The following is a 15,787-nucleotide window of genomic DNA, read 5'->3' on the forward strand; positions in this document are numbered from 1 at the left end:
TTAAATGTGAATCACAAGGCTAACTACTTCAATAATGATCCACCAATAATTTAATCATAAAAACCTGTTCTACCGTTTCGATTTCAAACTTGCCATCTACTCATCTATCGACATTTCAATATCAAGCCACTTATCTTCAGATAAATAAAAAAGCACAACATTTCGTTGTGCTTTTTCTTGATGAACCCACATTACTTGTTTTTTTGCGAACGAAGGTAATCCAAAGTTTTCAGCTGGGCAATGGCGGCTGCCAATGCTTTGTGCGCTTCAGCCAAAGATTTTTCGTCTCTAGCTTCAGAAACACCTGTTTCGGCTGCTTTTTTAGCTGCTTCAGCACGCGCCTGATCCATTTCTGTACTGCGGACGGCAACGTCTGCCAATACGGTAATCTTATCAGGCTGTACTTCTAAAACGCCACCGGAAACGGCAACCAGTACTTCTTCAGCTTCACCCGGAACAGTCAAACGCAATGCGCCGGGGCGTACCAAACTCATAATCGGCTCGTGTCGTGGATAAATACCAAGCTCACCTTGAACGGTCGGAACCACCACAAAGCTGGCCTCGCCCGAATAGATGTTTTGCTCGCTACTGACCACTTCAACTTGCATGGTGCTCATGCCGGCCTCCTTAGTTTAAGGTTTTCGCTTTCTCAGCCGCTTCTTCGATACCGCCTACCATATAGAACGCTTGTTCAGGCAGATGGTCGTATTCGCCGTTCAAGATGGCTTTAAAGCCGGCGATGGTGTCACGCAATGAAACATATTTGCCTGGAGAACCGGTAAATACTTCGGCAACGTGGAACGGTTGAGACAGGAAGCGTTGGATTTTACGGGCGCGCATCACAGTCAGTTTGTCTTCGTCAGACAATTCGTCCATACCCAGAATAGCGATAATGTCGCGCAATTCTTTGTATTTTTGCAGAGTAGACTGTACACCGCGCGCTACGTCGTAGTGCTCTTGGCCCAATACCATCGGATCCAATTGGCGTGAAGTAGAATCAAGCGGGTCAACTGCCGGGTAAATACCCAAAGATGCAATATCACGGCTCAATACGACGGTTGCGTCCAAGTGGGCGAAAGTTGTCGCTGGAGACGGGTCAGTCAAGTCATCCGCAGGTACATATACGGCTTGGATGGAAGTAATGGAGCCGGTTTGGGTAGAGGTAATACGCTCTTGCAAACGACCCATTTCTTCAGCCAATGTCGGTTGGTAACCCACTGCAGAAGGCATACGGCCCAACAGTGCAGATACTTCGGTACCGGCCAAAGTGTAACGGTAGATGTTGTCAACGAAGAACAATACGTCGCGACCTTTACCGTTTTCGTCTTTTTCGTCACGGAAATATTCAGCCATAGTCAAACCTGTCAAAGCAACGCGCAGACGGTTGCCTGGAGGTTCGTTCATTTGGCCATACACCATGGCTACTTTATCCAATACGTTGGAATCTTTCATCTCGTGGTAGAAGTCGTTACCTTCACGGGTACGTTCACCCACACCTGCGAACACGGACAGACCGCTGTGCGCTTTGGCGATGTTGTTGATCAATTCCATCATGTTCACGGTTTTGCCCACGCCGGCACCACCGAACAGACCTACTTTACCGCCTTTAGCAAACGGACACAGTAAGTCGATCACTTTAATACCGGTTTCCAACAATTCGGTAGTTGAAGACAACTCGTCGAATTTCGGAGCAGTTTGGTGAATGGCACGGCTCTTGTCGGTATCGATCGGACCTGCTTCATCAACAGGCGTACCCAATACGTCGACAATACGACCCAATGTACCTTTACCTACCGGTACAGTGATTGGTGCACCAGTATTGCTTACAGACATGCCGCGTTTCAGGCCGTCTGAACTACCCATTGCAATAGTACGGACAACGCCGTCACCCAGAAGCTGTTGAACTTCCAGAGTCAGACCGTTCTCGTCCAATTTCAGGGCATCGTAAACATGCGGGATAGCGTCGCGTGGAAATTCCACGTCAACCACCGCACCAATAACTTGTACGATTTTGCCTTGGCTCATTATCGTATCCTAATTTCCTGTTCAGGCTTCAGACGGCATTAAACTGCCGCTGCACCTGCTACAATTTCTGACAATTCTGTGGTAATCGCGGCTTGACGCGATTTGTTGTACACCAAGCGCAATTCTTTGATGGCATTGCCTGCGTTGTCGGTTGCGGCTTTCATCGCTACCATACGCGCGGCTTGTTCAGATGCCATGTTGTCGCTCAATGCCTGATAAACCACAGACTCTAAATAGCGGCGAACCAAATATTCCAATACGGCGATAGGACTCGGCTCGTAGAGGTATTCCCAAGTAAATGAAGAATGACCTGTTCCGTCGTCAATAACGTTTTCACCGATAGGCAGCAAAACTTCCATACGCGGCTCTTGGCGCATTGTATTGACGAAACGTGAGTAAACCATATGGATACGGTCTAATTCATGCTTCTCATAACGTTGGAAGATTTCGGTCAGAGGGCCGAGCAGCAATTCCATTTTTGGGGTATCGCCCAAATTGGTTGCGCTAGCAATAACATTCAAACCGATACTTTGGCATGCAGCCAAACCTTTACTACCCAGGCACACGACTTCGACTTCGATGCCTTGTTCCTGATACTCTTGAACTTGCGCCAAAAACTTTTTCAGTACGTTTGCGTTCAAGCCACCGCACAAACCTTTATCCGAGGTAATCAAAATGAAGCCGGCACGACGCACTTCACGGTGCGGCTCCAACAATTTGATACCATGATCGGCATTAGTCTGTGCAAGATGGCTCATCACTGTACGCACTTTTTCGGCGTACGGACGCGCTAAGCGCATCCGGTCTTGAGTCTTCCGCATTTTAGAGGTCGACACCATTTGCATCGCTTTAGTGATCTTTTGGGTATTTTGAACACTACGGATTTTGGTGAGAATCTCTTTTCCGACTGCCATTTCAGACTCCTTTCATCTCAATACTTATGCTTGGTAAGCGTAAGAAGATTTGAAAGATTTCATGGCTTCGGTCAATGCTTTTTCGCTTTCGTCAGACATTGCGCCTGATGCATTAATCGCTTCCAGAACGTCAGGATGTTGCGTACGTACGAAACTCAAGAATTCTGCTTCGAAAGCCAAGGCTTTGGATACCGGAACATCTGCGTAAGAACCGTTGTTGATCGCCCACAAAGTCAATGCCATTTCGGCAGTGTTCAATGTGCTGAATTGTTTTTGTTTCATCAATTCAGTAACTACTTCACCGTGTTGCAGCTGTTTGCGTGTTGCTTCGTCCAAATCGGAAGCAAATTGCGAGAACGCTGCCAATTCACGGTACTGTGCCAACGCCAAACGGATACCGCCACCCAGTTTTTTGATGACTTTGGTTTGTGCTGCACCACCTACGCGCGATACGGAAATACCGGCATTGATTGCAGGACGGATACCGGCATTGAACAAGTCGGTCTCCAAGAAGATTTGGCCGTCTGTAATCGAGATTACGTTGGTTGGTACGAATGCTGATACGTCACCGGCTTGGGTTTCAATAATTGGCAACGCAGTCAGAGAACCGGTTTTGCCTTTTACTTCGCCATTGGTCAGTTTTTCAACTTCGTTTTCGCTGACACGGGCTGCACGTTCCAACAGACGGGAGTGCAGATAGAATACGTCGCCAGGATATGCTTCACGGCCAGGAGGACGGCGTAACAGCAGAGAAATTTGACGGTATGCAACGGCTTGTTTAGACAAGTCATCGTATACGATCAACGCATCTTCGCCACGGTCACGGAAGAATTCACCCATGGTACAACCGGAGTAAGGAGCAATGTATTGCAGTGCAGCGGCTTCAGAAGCAGTTGCAGCAACCACAATGGTATGCTCCATCGCGCCATGCTCTTCCAATTTGCGTACTACGTTGGCAATAGAAGATGCTTTTTGACCGATAGCCACATAAATACAGATAACGCCTGTACCTTTTTGGTTAACGATGGCATCCAGTGCTACGGCAGTTTTACCAGTTTGACGGTCACCAATGATCAACTCACGTTGGCCACGACCAACCGGAACCATAGAGTCAATGGCTTTCAGGCCGGTTTGCATTGGTTGGTCAACCGATTTACGCGCAATCACACCTGGTGCAATTTTTTCGATTGGAGCAGTCAATGTTGTGTTGATTGGACCTTTACCATCGATAGGACGACCCAATGCATCAACCACGCGGCCAACCAGTTCACGACCGATCGGCACTTCCAAAATACGGCCGGTACAGGTAACTGTATCGCCTTCTTTAATGTGTTCGTACTCACCCAACACTACGGCACCGACGGAGTCACGCTCCAAGTTCATGGCCAGACCGAAAGTGTTACCGGGGAATTCGAGCATCTCACCTTGCATCGCGTCTGACAAGCCATGAATGCGCACAATGCCGTCTGTAACAGAAACAACGGTACCACGGGTACGCACTTCTGTATTGACGGACAGATTTTCGATTTTGGCTTTAATCAAATCGCTAATTTCAGCAGGATTAAGCTGCATGAAAACTCTCCTAATTTGTCATAGTCGCATACAAAGCATTCAGTTTGCCTTGTACGGACAAATCCAAGACCTGATCACCCACTTCTACTTTGATGCCGCCGATTAATTCAGGGGCAACTTTAGCTACCACATCCAATTTGCTGTTGAAGCGTTTTGTCAGGATATCGGTAACATCGGCCAGCTGCTGAGAACTGAGCTCATACGCGCTGTAAATTACTGCCGATTTCGTATTGTTGTGTATCAAGGTCAAATCTTGATATTGGGCATAAATTTCCGGCAATACCAGCAAACGCTTTTGCTCGGCCAAAACGGTAATGAAATTTGCCAATTCGACATTTTTGATACCGACAAGACCTTTGAGCGTTTCTGCTTTTTCGGAAGCTCCCGTTTCCGGTTGCTCGATGAGCGCAATGACTTTCTCATCTTGAACAACCGCTGCGAGTTCTTTCAGTTCGCCCAACCAAGACTCGATTTGGTTTTTTTCCTGAGCCAGACTAAATAATGCTTTCGCATAAGGTCTGGCAATCGTTGCGAACTCTGCCATAAGATTACAGCTCCTGTTTTAAGGTACTGAGCAAATCTGCATGTTTGGAAGCATCAACTTCTTTACGCAAGATAGATTCCGCACCTTTAACAGCCAGTGTAGCAACCTGTTCACGCAACACTTCGCGCGCACGATTAACTTCTTGCTCCACATCAGCTTTTGCTTGGGCTGCAATGCGTGCTGCTTCATGAGAAGCTTGCTCTTTGGCTTCTTCTACAATTTTTGCAGCACGTTTTTCGGCGTTGGCAACCATTTCGGTTACCTGATTACGCCCTTCGGCCATAAGTTCTGCAACTTTTTTCTCTGCCTGCTCAAAATCGCTCTTACCGCGCTCGGCAGCAGCCAAGCCCTCGGCGATTTTTGCGGCACGCTCATCCAATGCTTTGGCAATCGGAGGCCATACGAATTTCATCGTAAACCAAACCAAGCCAAAGAAAACCAGGATTTGCGCAAATAAGGTTGCATTAATATTCACGTTACTTAACCTTCGTATCTGGGTTAATCAAACAGACCATAAGCCTGTATCTGAACGGATCGCTCCGTCTTGATTACGCAGCACCAAACGGGTTAACGAAGGCGAACAACAGGGCAATAGCCACACCGATCAAGAAGGCCGCGTCGATCAGACCAGCGATCAAGAACAGTTTGGTTTGCAGAGGACCGATCAGCTCAGGTTGGCGAGCAGAAGATTCCAAGTATTTAGAACCAACCATTGCGATACCGATAGAGGCACCCAATGCGCCCAAGGCAACGATCAAACCACATGCGATAGCAATCAAACCCATTTTTAAACTCCTTAAAATAGTAAAGGTTAAACTACAAAAAACAAACTACGAAAAAACTACTTGATTAGTGTGCATCATGCGCTTGTCCGATATATACGAACGCCAACGCCATGAAAATAAATGCCTGCAAGGTGATAACCAAAATGTGGAAAATCGCCCAAGCCAAACCGGCAATCAGGTGGAACACAAATAAAATTGGATCTAAAGTTTCGATGCTGCCAGTTGATGCCCACGCACCACCCAACAAAGCAATCAGCAGGAACACCAGCTCACCGGCATACATATTACCAAACAACCGCATACCGTGGGATACGGTTTTGGACAAAAACTCTACCAAGTTGAGCAGGAAGTTGGCCGGAGCGAGCATCGGACCGAAAGGCGCGCTGAACAATTCGTGAATCCAACCGCCAAAGCCTTTGATTTTGATATTGTAATAAATACATACCAACAATACGCCAATTGCCAAAGCCAAAGTGGTATTCAAGTCAGCAGTCGGTACGACACGCAACAGTGCGTGATGATTACCGGTAACGCCTTGCCATACCATTGGCAGCAAATCAACCGGCAACATATCCATGGCGTTCATCAGGAAAATCCAGACAAACAGAGTCAAGCCTAAAGGCGCAACAGCTTTACGCGATTGTTCGTTATGGATAATGCTCTTACACATGTTATCCACGAATTCGAACAGAATTTCAACAGCCGCTTGAAAACGACCAGGTACGCCAGCAGTTGCTTTTTTGGCCCCACGCCACAAAAGGAAGCTGCCGATTACGCCCAACAGAACGGCAAAAAAGATTGCATCAAGGTTAATGAACGAAAAATCAGCGATGTTTTTCAGTCCTTGACCCCGAGTAACATCCGACATACTGGTCAAGCTTTGCAAGTGGTGCTTGATGTAGTCGGCAGCGGTCATAGTTTCACCTGCCATAGTGTTTCACTCTCAACAATACTAAAAAAACCAAATGACTGACGCCAAGAAACGCCAATAAAAATGGGTAAAATACCAGTGATCGATGCCATATCGCAAAAACGACCGACATAGATACCAGCGACAGCACTACTTTTAAAACCTCTCCGCCGATAAACATCGAACTTTGCAGATCGGGATTTCGTCGGGAAAACTTTAAAAGTAAAACTGCAACCAGGGTAGGCAAAATATACGAAAATCCTCCCGCCAAAGCAGAGAGGAAGCCGGGCAATCCGGAAAATAACGCACAAACAACTGAAATTATTAACAATACAATCACTTGTAATGGGACTATCCGATTCATTGTACTCCACACCCCAAAAACGCAAGGTAAATTAATATAATCAAGAAGTTTGTTAACGTCAAGCAATATGTTAATCTTTGTGAACCTTTCACAGATAAATGATTAACACATATAAAACAAATCTTTGCAGGAACGGAGTTTAACACAAATTACATGTTGCTACACAGATTTTACAGAAGATTTTGATTTGTATTGTAAACATCTGTACGACCAGTCCTTTTATCAAAAATTCAGGCTGTCTGAAAAACTTTTTTCAGACAGCCTGTTCATAAAACCGTTAAAACTCTTGATTGATGCCTAACTGTTTCAGTAGATATTCGAACGTTTCCGGCGTATCAAAATGCAGTACGATTTTGCCTTTTTTCTGATTGCTGGTTTTGACTTCGGCATTGACACCCAATCGCTCAGTCAGGGCATCATTAATACGGCGGATATCCGGGCTGATGGTTTTGGCTGCTTCGGGCTTGGCTTTTTGATGTGCCAACTGGCTGCGTCGTTCTACTTCGCGCACCGACCAACCGTTTTTGACGGCTTTTTGCGCCAACTCCAATTGGTCAACCACATGCAAAGTTAGCAACGCACGGGCATGCCCCATTTCTAGACGGCGTTGGTAAAGCATTTCCTGAACCGGCTCAGGCAGGCTCAACAGGCGCAGGCTGTTGGAGATGGCACTACGGCTTTTACCGACGGCTTTTGCGATGGTTTCATGAGTCAGGCCGAATTCATCGGCAAGGCGTTTCAAACCTTGAGCTTCTTCAATCGGATTGAGGTTTTCACGTTGCAGGTTTTCAATCAAACCCATGGCCAACGCGGTTTCGTCGCTGATGGTTTTGATGACGACGGGAATTTCGGTCAAACCGGCCAACTGGGAAGCACGCCAACGGCGTTCGCCGGCAATCAATTCATATTGAGACAGACCACGTTCGCGTACGATAACCGGCTGGATAATACCTTGCGCTTTAATGGAGTCAGCCAATTCCTGCAAGGCTTCGTCATCCATTTGCACACGCGCCTGATAGCGGCCGGGCTGAATATCGGCGATGGCAACCGTTGTCAGGCGGTCGCTACTGCTGCTGTCCACCGCATTGGATATCAGCGAATCCAAACCGCGTCCCAATCCACCTTTTGCTTTTGCCATATTGTTTTCCCTTTCAGACGGCCTCAATGTTGAAATGACGTATTCTATCGGATATTGCCACTTTACGACAATTTGAATCACGATGATTTGACCCTTGCCGTTTATTTACGGAGCGAAACCGCAAACATGCCCCTTAAAGCATTGCTCAAGCGGATTTCTTCCGCATTTTCCAACATGGTGCGCGAGATATGGGTTTCTTTGATTGTATCCGCACCTAAAAGCTGAGGCTGCTTCAATACCGCTTGGCGCATTACCCCGTTCAAAATATCCAAATCCAAAGACGGCGTAAGCCATTGTCCCTGATATTTGATAAACACATTGCTTCTTCCGCCCTCCAACAACAGGCCGTCTGAATTGAAAAACAAGCTGTCAAATGCGCCCTGCCCTTCTGCTGTTTTCCACGCTTGGTCAAACATTTCACGGCGCGTGGTTTTGAAGCGGCGCAGATAATCGCGTTGGCTTAATGTGTGCTCACTCAAGATAACGTATTGTTGTTCACTCAATTCAGAAACAGCCGCATGACTCAATGCAAGGCCGTCTGAAAACAAGGCGGCTTTGACTCTAAACAACCCATTTGGCAACGCATCTATATAATGTTGGATTTGCTCTATTGCGTTTTCAGGCCAAGTCAGGTTGAGTGCTTGCGCCGAGCTGTTCAGACGGCCCAAATGCAAATCAAGCAAACGGCATTGTTTGTTTTCCACGCGCATGGTTTCAAAAATACCGAAATCAGGCCGCAAGTCATTGAGAAAACGCGCCTTCCAACCGCACTCGCGATATTCGGCCTCCGGATCGCTATCAATCACAATTCCCGAACCCACGCCATAAACACCTTGATAAAGGCCGTCTGAAACCGGCTTCAGGGATAAGGTGCGGATCACGACATTAAACACGCCTTCAAACCCCAAACCCGTATCACACGGATGCAAAAAGCCGATGCTGCCTGTGTACAAACCGCGCGGTTCGGATTCAAGGGACTCAATAATCTGCATACTCATGCGTTTGGGTGCGCCGGTGATACTGCCGCACGGGAAGGCTGCGCGGAGAATATCGGCAACCGAAACATCAGCCAGCGCCTGCGCCTCAATAGCACTGGTCATCTGCCAAACACTGCCGAAACGGGAAACTTTAAACGGTTCAGGCACGCGTACTTTGCCTGTTTGCGCGATTTTGCCGAGGTCATTGCGCAACAACTCGACAATCATCCCATTTTCGGCGCGGTTTTTCGGATCGTTTTGCAATTCAACGGCGCGGCGTTCATCTTGTCCGTCAAGAAGAATCGGCGCAGTGCCCTTCATCGGCTCGGTTGTAATCAGGCCGTCTGAATCGATTTTGAGGAAAAGTTCGGGAGAAAAACACAAAGTCCACGCGTCCTGCCCTACCCCGTCGGGCAGACAAGACAAAACGGCATACGGCACAGGCTGGCGCAAGCGGCGGTAAAGTTGGATCGGATTGCCGTAAGTTTGCAGGTGCAGGCGTGCGGTGTAATTGATTTGATAGGTATCGCCGCGGCGGATGGCTTCGTGGATTTGACGGATATGCTCGAGATAATCGGCTTCGGATACGGAGAATCGGGGAGTGGAAATACCTGCCTCAAGGCCGTCTGAATGATTGGCCAGCCAGTTTTCGGCATCGATTTCGGAATAATCGGCAAACCAGTGCAAACGCAGACTGCCACTGCGACCAGACGGAATATCCATCAGCGGCAACCCGAATTCGTAGTCTGCAAACAACACTGCATGCAAACCCTTTTTCCAGCCGGCTTGCAAAATACTTGTTAACGAATCCAGTTCGTTATGATAAAACCGATGGCTTTCTACATGATTTTGATAGAGTTTTGCTCGGCCGCTCACGGCATCGTCAAACAGGGCGAAATAAGGCATGATTGCTGTACAAATAGGCTGATTATACGCTGCTTTTACATAAGTTAGCAGACAAATTCAAAAAAAGCACTCAAATGTAATTTTATGTAGTCGAACGAGGCATAAAAGGGTAGAATCAAACCATACCACACTATATCATTTAAAACTTAATCGATAAGGAGACTTTATGGCAGACCACCAATTAGAACCGTTCGAGAATGTTGAACTGGGCGAGAAACAAGACCAGCTGCAAGTATTCGAAAAGGCTGTTTTGGAACACGAAGGACGCGGTTCAGACGAAGATTCCAGCAGCGCACCGCTTCCTGCCAACTACCCGTACAAACAACGTATGCGCCGTTCTGTTTACGAAAAAGAAAAACAGAAGCTGCAAATCGAATTATTGAAAGTACAAAGCTGGGTCAAAGATTCCGGCCAACGCATCGTCAGCCTGTTTGAAGGCCGCGATGCAGCCGGTAAAGGCGGTACCATCAAACGCTTTATGGAACATTTGAACCCGCGCGGCGCACGCGTTGTCGCACTGGAAAAACCGACCACTACCGAACGCGGCCAATGGTATTTCCAACGCTACATCCAAAACCTGCCGACCGCAGGCGAAATGGTATTCTTCGACCGCTCATGGTACAACCGTGCCGGCGTAGAACGCGTCATGGGCTTCTGCGAACCTAACGAATACCTACTCTTCATGCGTCAAACCCCTGAATTGGAACGTATGCTTGTTGCCTGCGGCATCCACCTGTTCAAATTCTGGTTCTCCGTATCCCGTGAAGAACAACTCCGCCGCTTCATCTCCCGTCGTGACGACCCCCTGAAACACTGGAAACTATCCCCTGTGGATATCCAGTCGCTCGACCGCTGGGACGACTACACCGAAGCCAAAAACGCCATGTTCTCCCACACCCACACCGGTGACGCGCCTTGGGTCATCATCCGCTCCGATGACAAAAAACGCGCACGTTTGAACTGTATCCGCTACTTCCTGCACCAGCTGGACTATCCGGGCAAAGATGTGAAAGCCATCGGCAAAGTGGACGATAAAATCGTTTTGGTTCCTGATACACGTTACAAAGACAAAACTGTCGATCTCGGACACGATTAATTTGTAACATTACCAAAGGCCGTCTGAAATTTCATCTTTCAGACGGCCTTTTCTTAATCCTCGCGATTCCAGTACGTTTTTTGTGCGAATACCAATTTATTGTCAGTGAATTTCACACTATCCAAATTCAATGCCCAAACATCGCTTTTCATCACTCGAGCAGCAGGATGCGCTTTGTAATACAAAGACTGCGCCGCTTTCAAATCCGCTTCATCCTCAATCAAAGCGGCAGTCGCCGCAAACTGAATGCCGCTGATTTTTGCGATGCTGTCAGGTTGTCCGGCAATGGTACCGGCTACTTTGGCAGAACGACTCATCATTCCGCCATGCTTCGTTTTCAAAGATGTCAGCACAATCAATCGGGCATTCACCTCATCAAACACATAAAAACAGCAAGCTGCCCAAACTTCGCCCTCTTCCGCAGCAGCAATACTGACGACATGATGATTGCTCAAAAACTTCACTATATTGGCAGGAATCGTTTGCATGGCTTTTATCTTCCTTCTCAGTCGTAACTTATGCTCAGGCCGTCTGAAACATCAGCCCTGCCAGCGCGGCACATCGTTTTGAATGATGCCGAACAAGTCCAAAGAATGAGAGACGCTGTGTGTAATCATATCTTCGATGGATTCGGGCTTCTGATATAAAGCCGGAACGGGAGGAAACACAATGCCGCCCATCTCTGTCACACGGCGCATATTTTCAATGTGCGCCAAGTTTAACGGCGCTTCACGCACCATCAACACCAGCCTGCGTCGCTCTTTCAACGTTACATCCGCCGCACGGCTGAGCAAATTATCGGCAAATCCATGAGCAACCGAAGCCAAGGTCTTCATTGAACACGGCGCAATCAACATTCCATCCGTCAAAAACGAACCGCTGGCAATGCTTGCCCCGACATTACGGATGGAATGCACGACATCCGCCAAAGCATAAACGTCTTCTTTGGTGTAATCCGTTTCCAAAGCGCGGGTCATCTCCGCCCCTTGTGAAACCACCAAATGCGTTTCTACCTGATGCGCACGCAAAAGCTGCAAAGCCTTCACGCCATACTGAAAACCGCTGGCACCGCTGATGCCGACAACCAAACGCTTCATTGTATTTCCCTGTCTCGGCCTAAAGATAAATAAAAGGCAGATTCTCAAGACGAAAAAATAACCGCTAAAAAGCGGTTAGATTTTCTAATGTGGTGCCGACAGCGAGATTTGAACTCGCACAGCCTACGGCCACTACCCCCTCAAGATAGCGTGTCTACCAATTCCACCATGTCGGCATAAATCAAATTGTCTTACTGCTGCTGAGGATTTGGTGCAACAGGAGTTGTATTGTTTTGTGCAGGCGTTGCAGGCTTAGGAGCTTGCTGGGTCTGCTTCACATCGCTGAAGTCTAAACCGTGCTTACTGGAGTGGGTGTGAATATACACCATCGCCATACAGGTCGCAAAGAAAAATGTTGCGGCAATGGCAGTCGAGCGGCTGAGGAAGTTGGCATTACCGGCAGAACCGAATACGCCTTGCGCGCTACCGCTGCCGGAACCGAACGTTGCGCCGGCATCCGCGCCTTTACCGTGTTGCAGCAATACTAACACGATTACGGCTAAAGCGGAAATAATATTAATGATCCAGATAAGGGTTTTAAAGGCTTCCATATGTTTTCTACGAGGCTTGTGCTGCGTTGATGATGGCGGTAAAGGAGTCATATGATAATGACGCGCCACCAACCAATGCGCCGTCTACATGAGGTACTGCGAAGATGTCGGCTGCGTTATCCGCTTTCACACTTCCGCCGTAAAGAACGCGGATTTTAACATCGCTTCCGCACAAAGACAAGATTTCTTTGTAGATAAATGCGTGCATATCGGCGATTTGTTCGACGGTGGCGACTTTGCCTGTACCGATCGCCCAAACCGGCTCGTAGGCAACGGCGATGTTTTTGGTGTTCAAACCTTGCAGGATGGAAAGCTGGTGGGCAATGACTTCGTGTTCTTTACCGGCTTCGCGTTCTTCCAAGCTTTCGCCGACGCACAACAATGGAATCAGGCCGACGTTGAGGACGTTTTCCATTTTGCGGCGTTGGATTTCGTTTTTCTCGCCGAAATAAAGGCTGCGCTCGGAGTGGCCGATGAGAACGATGTCTGTACCGATGTCGGCAAGCATTTCGGCGGACACTTCGCCAGTGTATGCGCCGTTATTCGGGAAACGGCTCACGTCTTGCGCACAGGTTAAGATGCGGTTGTTCAAAACAATCTGCATGGCGTTGTGCAGTTGCAACAGATAAACGGTTGGAGCGGCCAGGCCGATTAACACGCGTTCTGCGGTTGGCATGACACGGAAGCGGTGCATAAGCGCATTGTTGTTTTGGAGTCGGCCGTTCATTTTCCAGTTGCCGATAACCCATTTTTGGTCCCACATTCCGATTTGGTGATACATCTTTATTGCTCCGTGTGTTGGTTGTTGCTTGTTGTAGCGTCGTGTAATGTGAAAGTTTAGTGGATATATGTGCGCTTGGCAATTATTAACAAGCCTCGAGGCCGTCTGAAAGATGGCACACTCTCCGACAAGGATTTATAATGTATGCTTCGATAAAATTAAGAATTGAACGGAGCACAAATATGGACTTTGAAAAAGCGCGTTTCAATATGGTTGAACAGCAGATTCGTCCGTGGGATGTCTTGGACTTCGACATTTTGGATGCTTTGGAGGAGATCGGGCGCGAACATTTTGTCGGCGAGGCTTTTCAAGGTTTGGCCTATGCGGATATGGAGCTGCCGCTGGCCAACGGCCATAAAATGTTGGAACCCAAAGTCGTTGCCCGCCTAGCTCAAGGTTTGAAACTGAAAAAAGACGAAACTGTCTTAGAAATCGGTACAGGCTCAGGCTATGCAACCGCCCTGCTATCCAAACTGGCCGGCAAAGTCGTCACTGACGACATTGATGCCGAGCAGCAGCAACGCGCCAAAAAAGTTTTGGACGAATTGGGCTTTGCCAACGTCGATTATGTGCAAAACAACGGCCTGACCGAAGCATCGCAAGGCGCTCCTTTTGATGCGATTTATGTGGGCGGCGCAGTAGACAGCGTACCTGAAATTCTGAAAGAGCAACTGAAAGACGGTGGCCGTATGGTGGTCATCGTCGGCCGCAAACCGGTACAACGCGCGCTTTTGCTGACGCGTAACGGCAATGAGTTTTCCGAAAAAGTATTGTTCGACACCGTCGTGGCACACTTGGAAGACAAATCGGCCAATCCGTTCGGCGATTTCGATTTTTAAACAACAGGCCGTCTGAAAGTTCAGACGGCCTCATACTTTTATACCCGACCCTATGACCGACATTATCCAACTCTCGCCCACCGAATTGAAACAATGGCAGGACGAAGGCCGCGCATTTCATCTGCTCGACGTCCGCACCGATGAAGAACGCGCCATCTGCACCCTGCCCGTCGCCATTCATATCCCGATGAACCTCATCCCCCTGCGCCAAAACGAGCTGCCCGACGACGATTTGCCCATCGTCATTTACTGCCACCACGGCATCCGCAGCCTGCACACGGCAATATATTTGGAAGACGCCGGATTTGAAAACCTCTACAACCTGCAGGGCGGTATTGATGCTTGGGCAATGCAGGTTGACAGCAAAATGATGCGGTATTGAATCGGTTTTATCAATAAAAGGCCGTCTGAAACTGGATTTCAGACGGCCTTTGCAATTATTTCACAAACCTTGCATCTGCCATAAACGGCCGTGTAGCGGCTGGTTTGGCGGAATAGAAGCGGGAGAACGTGCTGTCGATTTTGGTCTGTATCGGCTTACCGTCCAATGTTGCCGATGCTTCCAATTTCACACCACCGCCACTGGTTTCGCCCAATTTCATATTTGGCAACGTCAGTTTGGCAATATTGAGTTTCACATTTTCCACTTTGGTATCGGGGGACATCAGCTGTTTGCCGACGGGGCGGATTTTTTCACCCTCATCATGAGGCGCGGCACCACCGTTATCGTCAACCACGCCGATATTAATCAATCTGGCAGACGCCAAATCCATCTTGCCGTTTTTGACCGGAATACCGACAAACAGTTTTACGCCACGATGAATGAACGTATTGTCCCGCCACTGAGTTTGGCCCTCTTTCGGCGGTTTGGTTTCTGCCGCCACCGAATAAGTGCGGCCCATAATCATCAATTTATAACCTGGAATTTTTTTCGAACCGAATCCATCGGTAATGTCTTCGACCAGTTGCGGCGCAGTCAGGGTTTCGTTTGCCAAAATACGGGCTGAAGTTTCTGCCAAATGGGCAGGCTTGCCGTCTATGGTCAATGCCTGTTCATGGCCGAAATCAGACGCAAATGCAGGCACGGCGGCCAGCGCGGCGGCCAATGCTAGAATACGGATAGTTTTCATTGCAGACTCCTGATAAAAATGTAATTGGGTTGATTACCCGATAAAATCCGGGCAATATTGATTGGAGTCGATATTTTTATATAAATGATACAGATTATCAAGAATATTTGTATTTTAAAATAAAAAAGGCCGTCTGAAATCCAGTTTCAGACGGCCTT

19 protein-coding genes and 1 tRNA gene are annotated in these 15,787 nt (G+C 48.0%); 3 read left to right on the forward strand and 17 right to left on the reverse strand.

Translation table 11 applies throughout. The annotated features are described in order from the left end of the window. Window positions 1–191: 191 nt before the first annotated feature. The 11 genes from HMPREF3139_RS01315 to HMPREF3139_RS01360 form a co-directional block, all read right to left on the reverse strand. Complete coding sequence (locus tag HMPREF3139_RS01315; protein WP_003683708.1) at window positions 192–617, reverse strand: F0F1 ATP synthase subunit epsilon; 426 nt, start codon at window positions 615–617, stop codon at window positions 192–194. Window positions 618–627: 10 nt separating this feature from the next. Beyond that, entirely contained in the window at window positions 628–2,025 is a 1,398-nt protein-coding gene (gene atpD, locus HMPREF3139_RS01320) for a F0F1 ATP synthase subunit beta (RefSeq protein ID WP_003683789.1), read from the reverse strand. Between the two features lie 38 nt (window positions 2,026–2,063). Further along, on the reverse strand, window positions 2,064–2,939 hold the full coding sequence (atpG, locus tag HMPREF3139_RS01325; protein WP_004519003.1) for a F0F1 ATP synthase subunit gamma: 876 nt from the start codon (window positions 2,937–2,939) through the stop codon (window positions 2,064–2,066). Window positions 2,940–2,963: 24 nt separating this feature from the next. Beyond that, entirely contained in the window at window positions 2,964–4,511 is a 1,548-nt protein-coding gene (gene atpA, locus HMPREF3139_RS01330; RefSeq protein WP_070459762.1) for a F0F1 ATP synthase subunit alpha, read from the reverse strand. 10 nt (window positions 4,512–4,521) lie between these two features. Further along, window positions 4,522–5,055, reverse strand: a complete 534-nt coding sequence (locus HMPREF3139_RS01335; protein WP_049328782.1) for a F0F1 ATP synthase subunit delta — start codon at window positions 5,053–5,055, stop codon at window positions 4,522–4,524. Window positions 5,056–5,059: 4 nt separating this feature from the next. Then, window positions 5,060–5,530, reverse strand: coding sequence for a F0F1 ATP synthase subunit B (locus HMPREF3139_RS01340; RefSeq protein WP_004464459.1), 471 nt, complete (start codon window positions 5,528–5,530; stop codon window positions 5,060–5,062). Window positions 5,531–5,603: 73 nt separating this feature from the next. Beyond that, window positions 5,604–5,840 carry a F0F1 ATP synthase subunit C gene (atpE, locus tag HMPREF3139_RS01345; RefSeq protein WP_003676106.1) on the reverse strand — a complete coding sequence of 79 codons (237 nt, stop codon included), beginning with the start codon at window positions 5,838–5,840 and terminating at the stop codon, window positions 5,604–5,606. A 64-nt stretch (window positions 5,841–5,904) separates the two neighbouring features. Further along, window positions 5,905–6,771: a F0F1 ATP synthase subunit A gene (atpB, locus tag HMPREF3139_RS01350; protein WP_070459764.1), complete on the reverse strand. Its 867-nt coding sequence runs from the start codon at window positions 6,769–6,771 to the stop codon at window positions 5,905–5,907. Further along, window positions 6,761–7,114 (reverse strand): ATP synthase subunit I, encoded by a 354-nt coding sequence (locus tag HMPREF3139_RS10440; protein WP_083290022.1) that lies wholly within the window; start codon window positions 7,112–7,114, stop codon window positions 6,761–6,763. Before HMPREF3139_RS10440 ends, atpB begins: the two co-directional genes overlap by 11 nt. 277 nt (window positions 7,115–7,391) lie before the next feature. Further along, window positions 7,392–8,252, reverse strand: coding sequence for a ParB/RepB/Spo0J family partition protein (locus HMPREF3139_RS01355; protein ID WP_070459768.1), 861 nt, complete (start codon window positions 8,250–8,252; stop codon window positions 7,392–7,394). A gap of 101 nt (window positions 8,253–8,353) precedes the next feature. Then, complete coding sequence (locus HMPREF3139_RS01360) at window positions 8,354–10,135, reverse strand: bifunctional chorismate-binding protein/class IV aminotransferase (protein WP_070459771.1); 1,782 nt, start codon at window positions 10,133–10,135, stop codon at window positions 8,354–8,356. 166 nt (window positions 10,136–10,301) lie between these two features. On the opposite strand from HMPREF3139_RS01360, the gene ppk2 reads away from it, so the two are divergent. Beyond that, window positions 10,302–11,231 carry a polyphosphate kinase 2 gene (gene ppk2 / locus HMPREF3139_RS01365; RefSeq protein WP_070459774.1) on the forward strand — a complete coding sequence of 310 codons (930 nt, stop codon included), beginning with the start codon at window positions 10,302–10,304 and terminating at the stop codon, window positions 11,229–11,231. A 53-nt stretch (window positions 11,232–11,284) separates the two neighbouring features. On the opposite strand, the gene HMPREF3139_RS01370 is transcribed toward ppk2, so the two are convergent. From HMPREF3139_RS01370 to tpiA, 5 genes are all read right to left on the reverse strand, one after another. Further along, on the reverse strand, window positions 11,285–11,719 hold the full coding sequence (locus tag HMPREF3139_RS01370; protein WP_070459778.1) for a PNPOx family protein: 435 nt from the start codon (window positions 11,717–11,719) through the stop codon (window positions 11,285–11,287). A gap of 51 nt (window positions 11,720–11,770) precedes the next feature. Next, the gene (locus HMPREF3139_RS01375) at window positions 11,771–12,328 is read right to left on the reverse strand and encodes a UbiX family flavin prenyltransferase (protein ID WP_070459781.1); all 558 of its coding nucleotides are present in this window, start codon (window positions 12,326–12,328) and stop codon (window positions 11,771–11,773) included. Window positions 12,329–12,418: 90 nt separating this feature from the next. Beyond that, window positions 12,419–12,504: transfer RNA gene (locus HMPREF3139_RS01380), tRNA-Leu, on the reverse strand. A gap of 15 nt (window positions 12,505–12,519) precedes the next feature. After that, entirely contained in the window at window positions 12,520–12,879 is a 360-nt protein-coding gene (gene secG / locus HMPREF3139_RS01385) for a preprotein translocase subunit SecG (RefSeq protein WP_003683944.1), read from the reverse strand. A gap of 7 nt (window positions 12,880–12,886) precedes the next feature. After that, complete coding sequence (gene tpiA / locus HMPREF3139_RS01390; RefSeq protein ID WP_004519014.1) at window positions 12,887–13,660, reverse strand: triose-phosphate isomerase; 774 nt, start codon at window positions 13,658–13,660, stop codon at window positions 12,887–12,889. Between the two features lie 182 nt (window positions 13,661–13,842). On the opposite strand from tpiA, the gene HMPREF3139_RS01395 reads away from it, so the two are divergent. Together HMPREF3139_RS01395 and HMPREF3139_RS01400 are read left to right on the forward strand one after the other, a co-directional pair. Then, a complete protein-coding gene (locus tag HMPREF3139_RS01395) occupies window positions 13,843–14,499 on the forward strand; it encodes a protein-L-isoaspartate O-methyltransferase family protein (RefSeq protein WP_070459784.1) in 657 nt (218 codons plus the stop codon). 52 nt (window positions 14,500–14,551) lie between these two features. After that, window positions 14,552–14,881 (forward strand): rhodanese-like domain-containing protein, encoded by a 330-nt coding sequence (locus HMPREF3139_RS01400; protein WP_070459787.1) that lies wholly within the window; start codon window positions 14,552–14,554, stop codon window positions 14,879–14,881. Window positions 14,882–14,936: 55 nt separating this feature from the next. On the opposite strand, the gene HMPREF3139_RS01405 is transcribed toward HMPREF3139_RS01400, so the two are convergent. Then, window positions 14,937–15,629 (reverse strand): hypothetical protein, encoded by a 693-nt coding sequence (locus HMPREF3139_RS01405; protein WP_049351302.1) that lies wholly within the window; start codon window positions 15,627–15,629, stop codon window positions 14,937–14,939. Window positions 15,630–15,787: the final 158 nt, after the last annotated feature.

Origin of the sequence: Neisseria sp. HMSC15G01 (genome assembly GCF_001808255.1) — a bacterium.
In the GTDB taxonomy this organism is placed as follows: domain Bacteria; phylum Pseudomonadota; class Gammaproteobacteria; order Burkholderiales; family Neisseriaceae; genus Neisseria; species Neisseria subflava_A.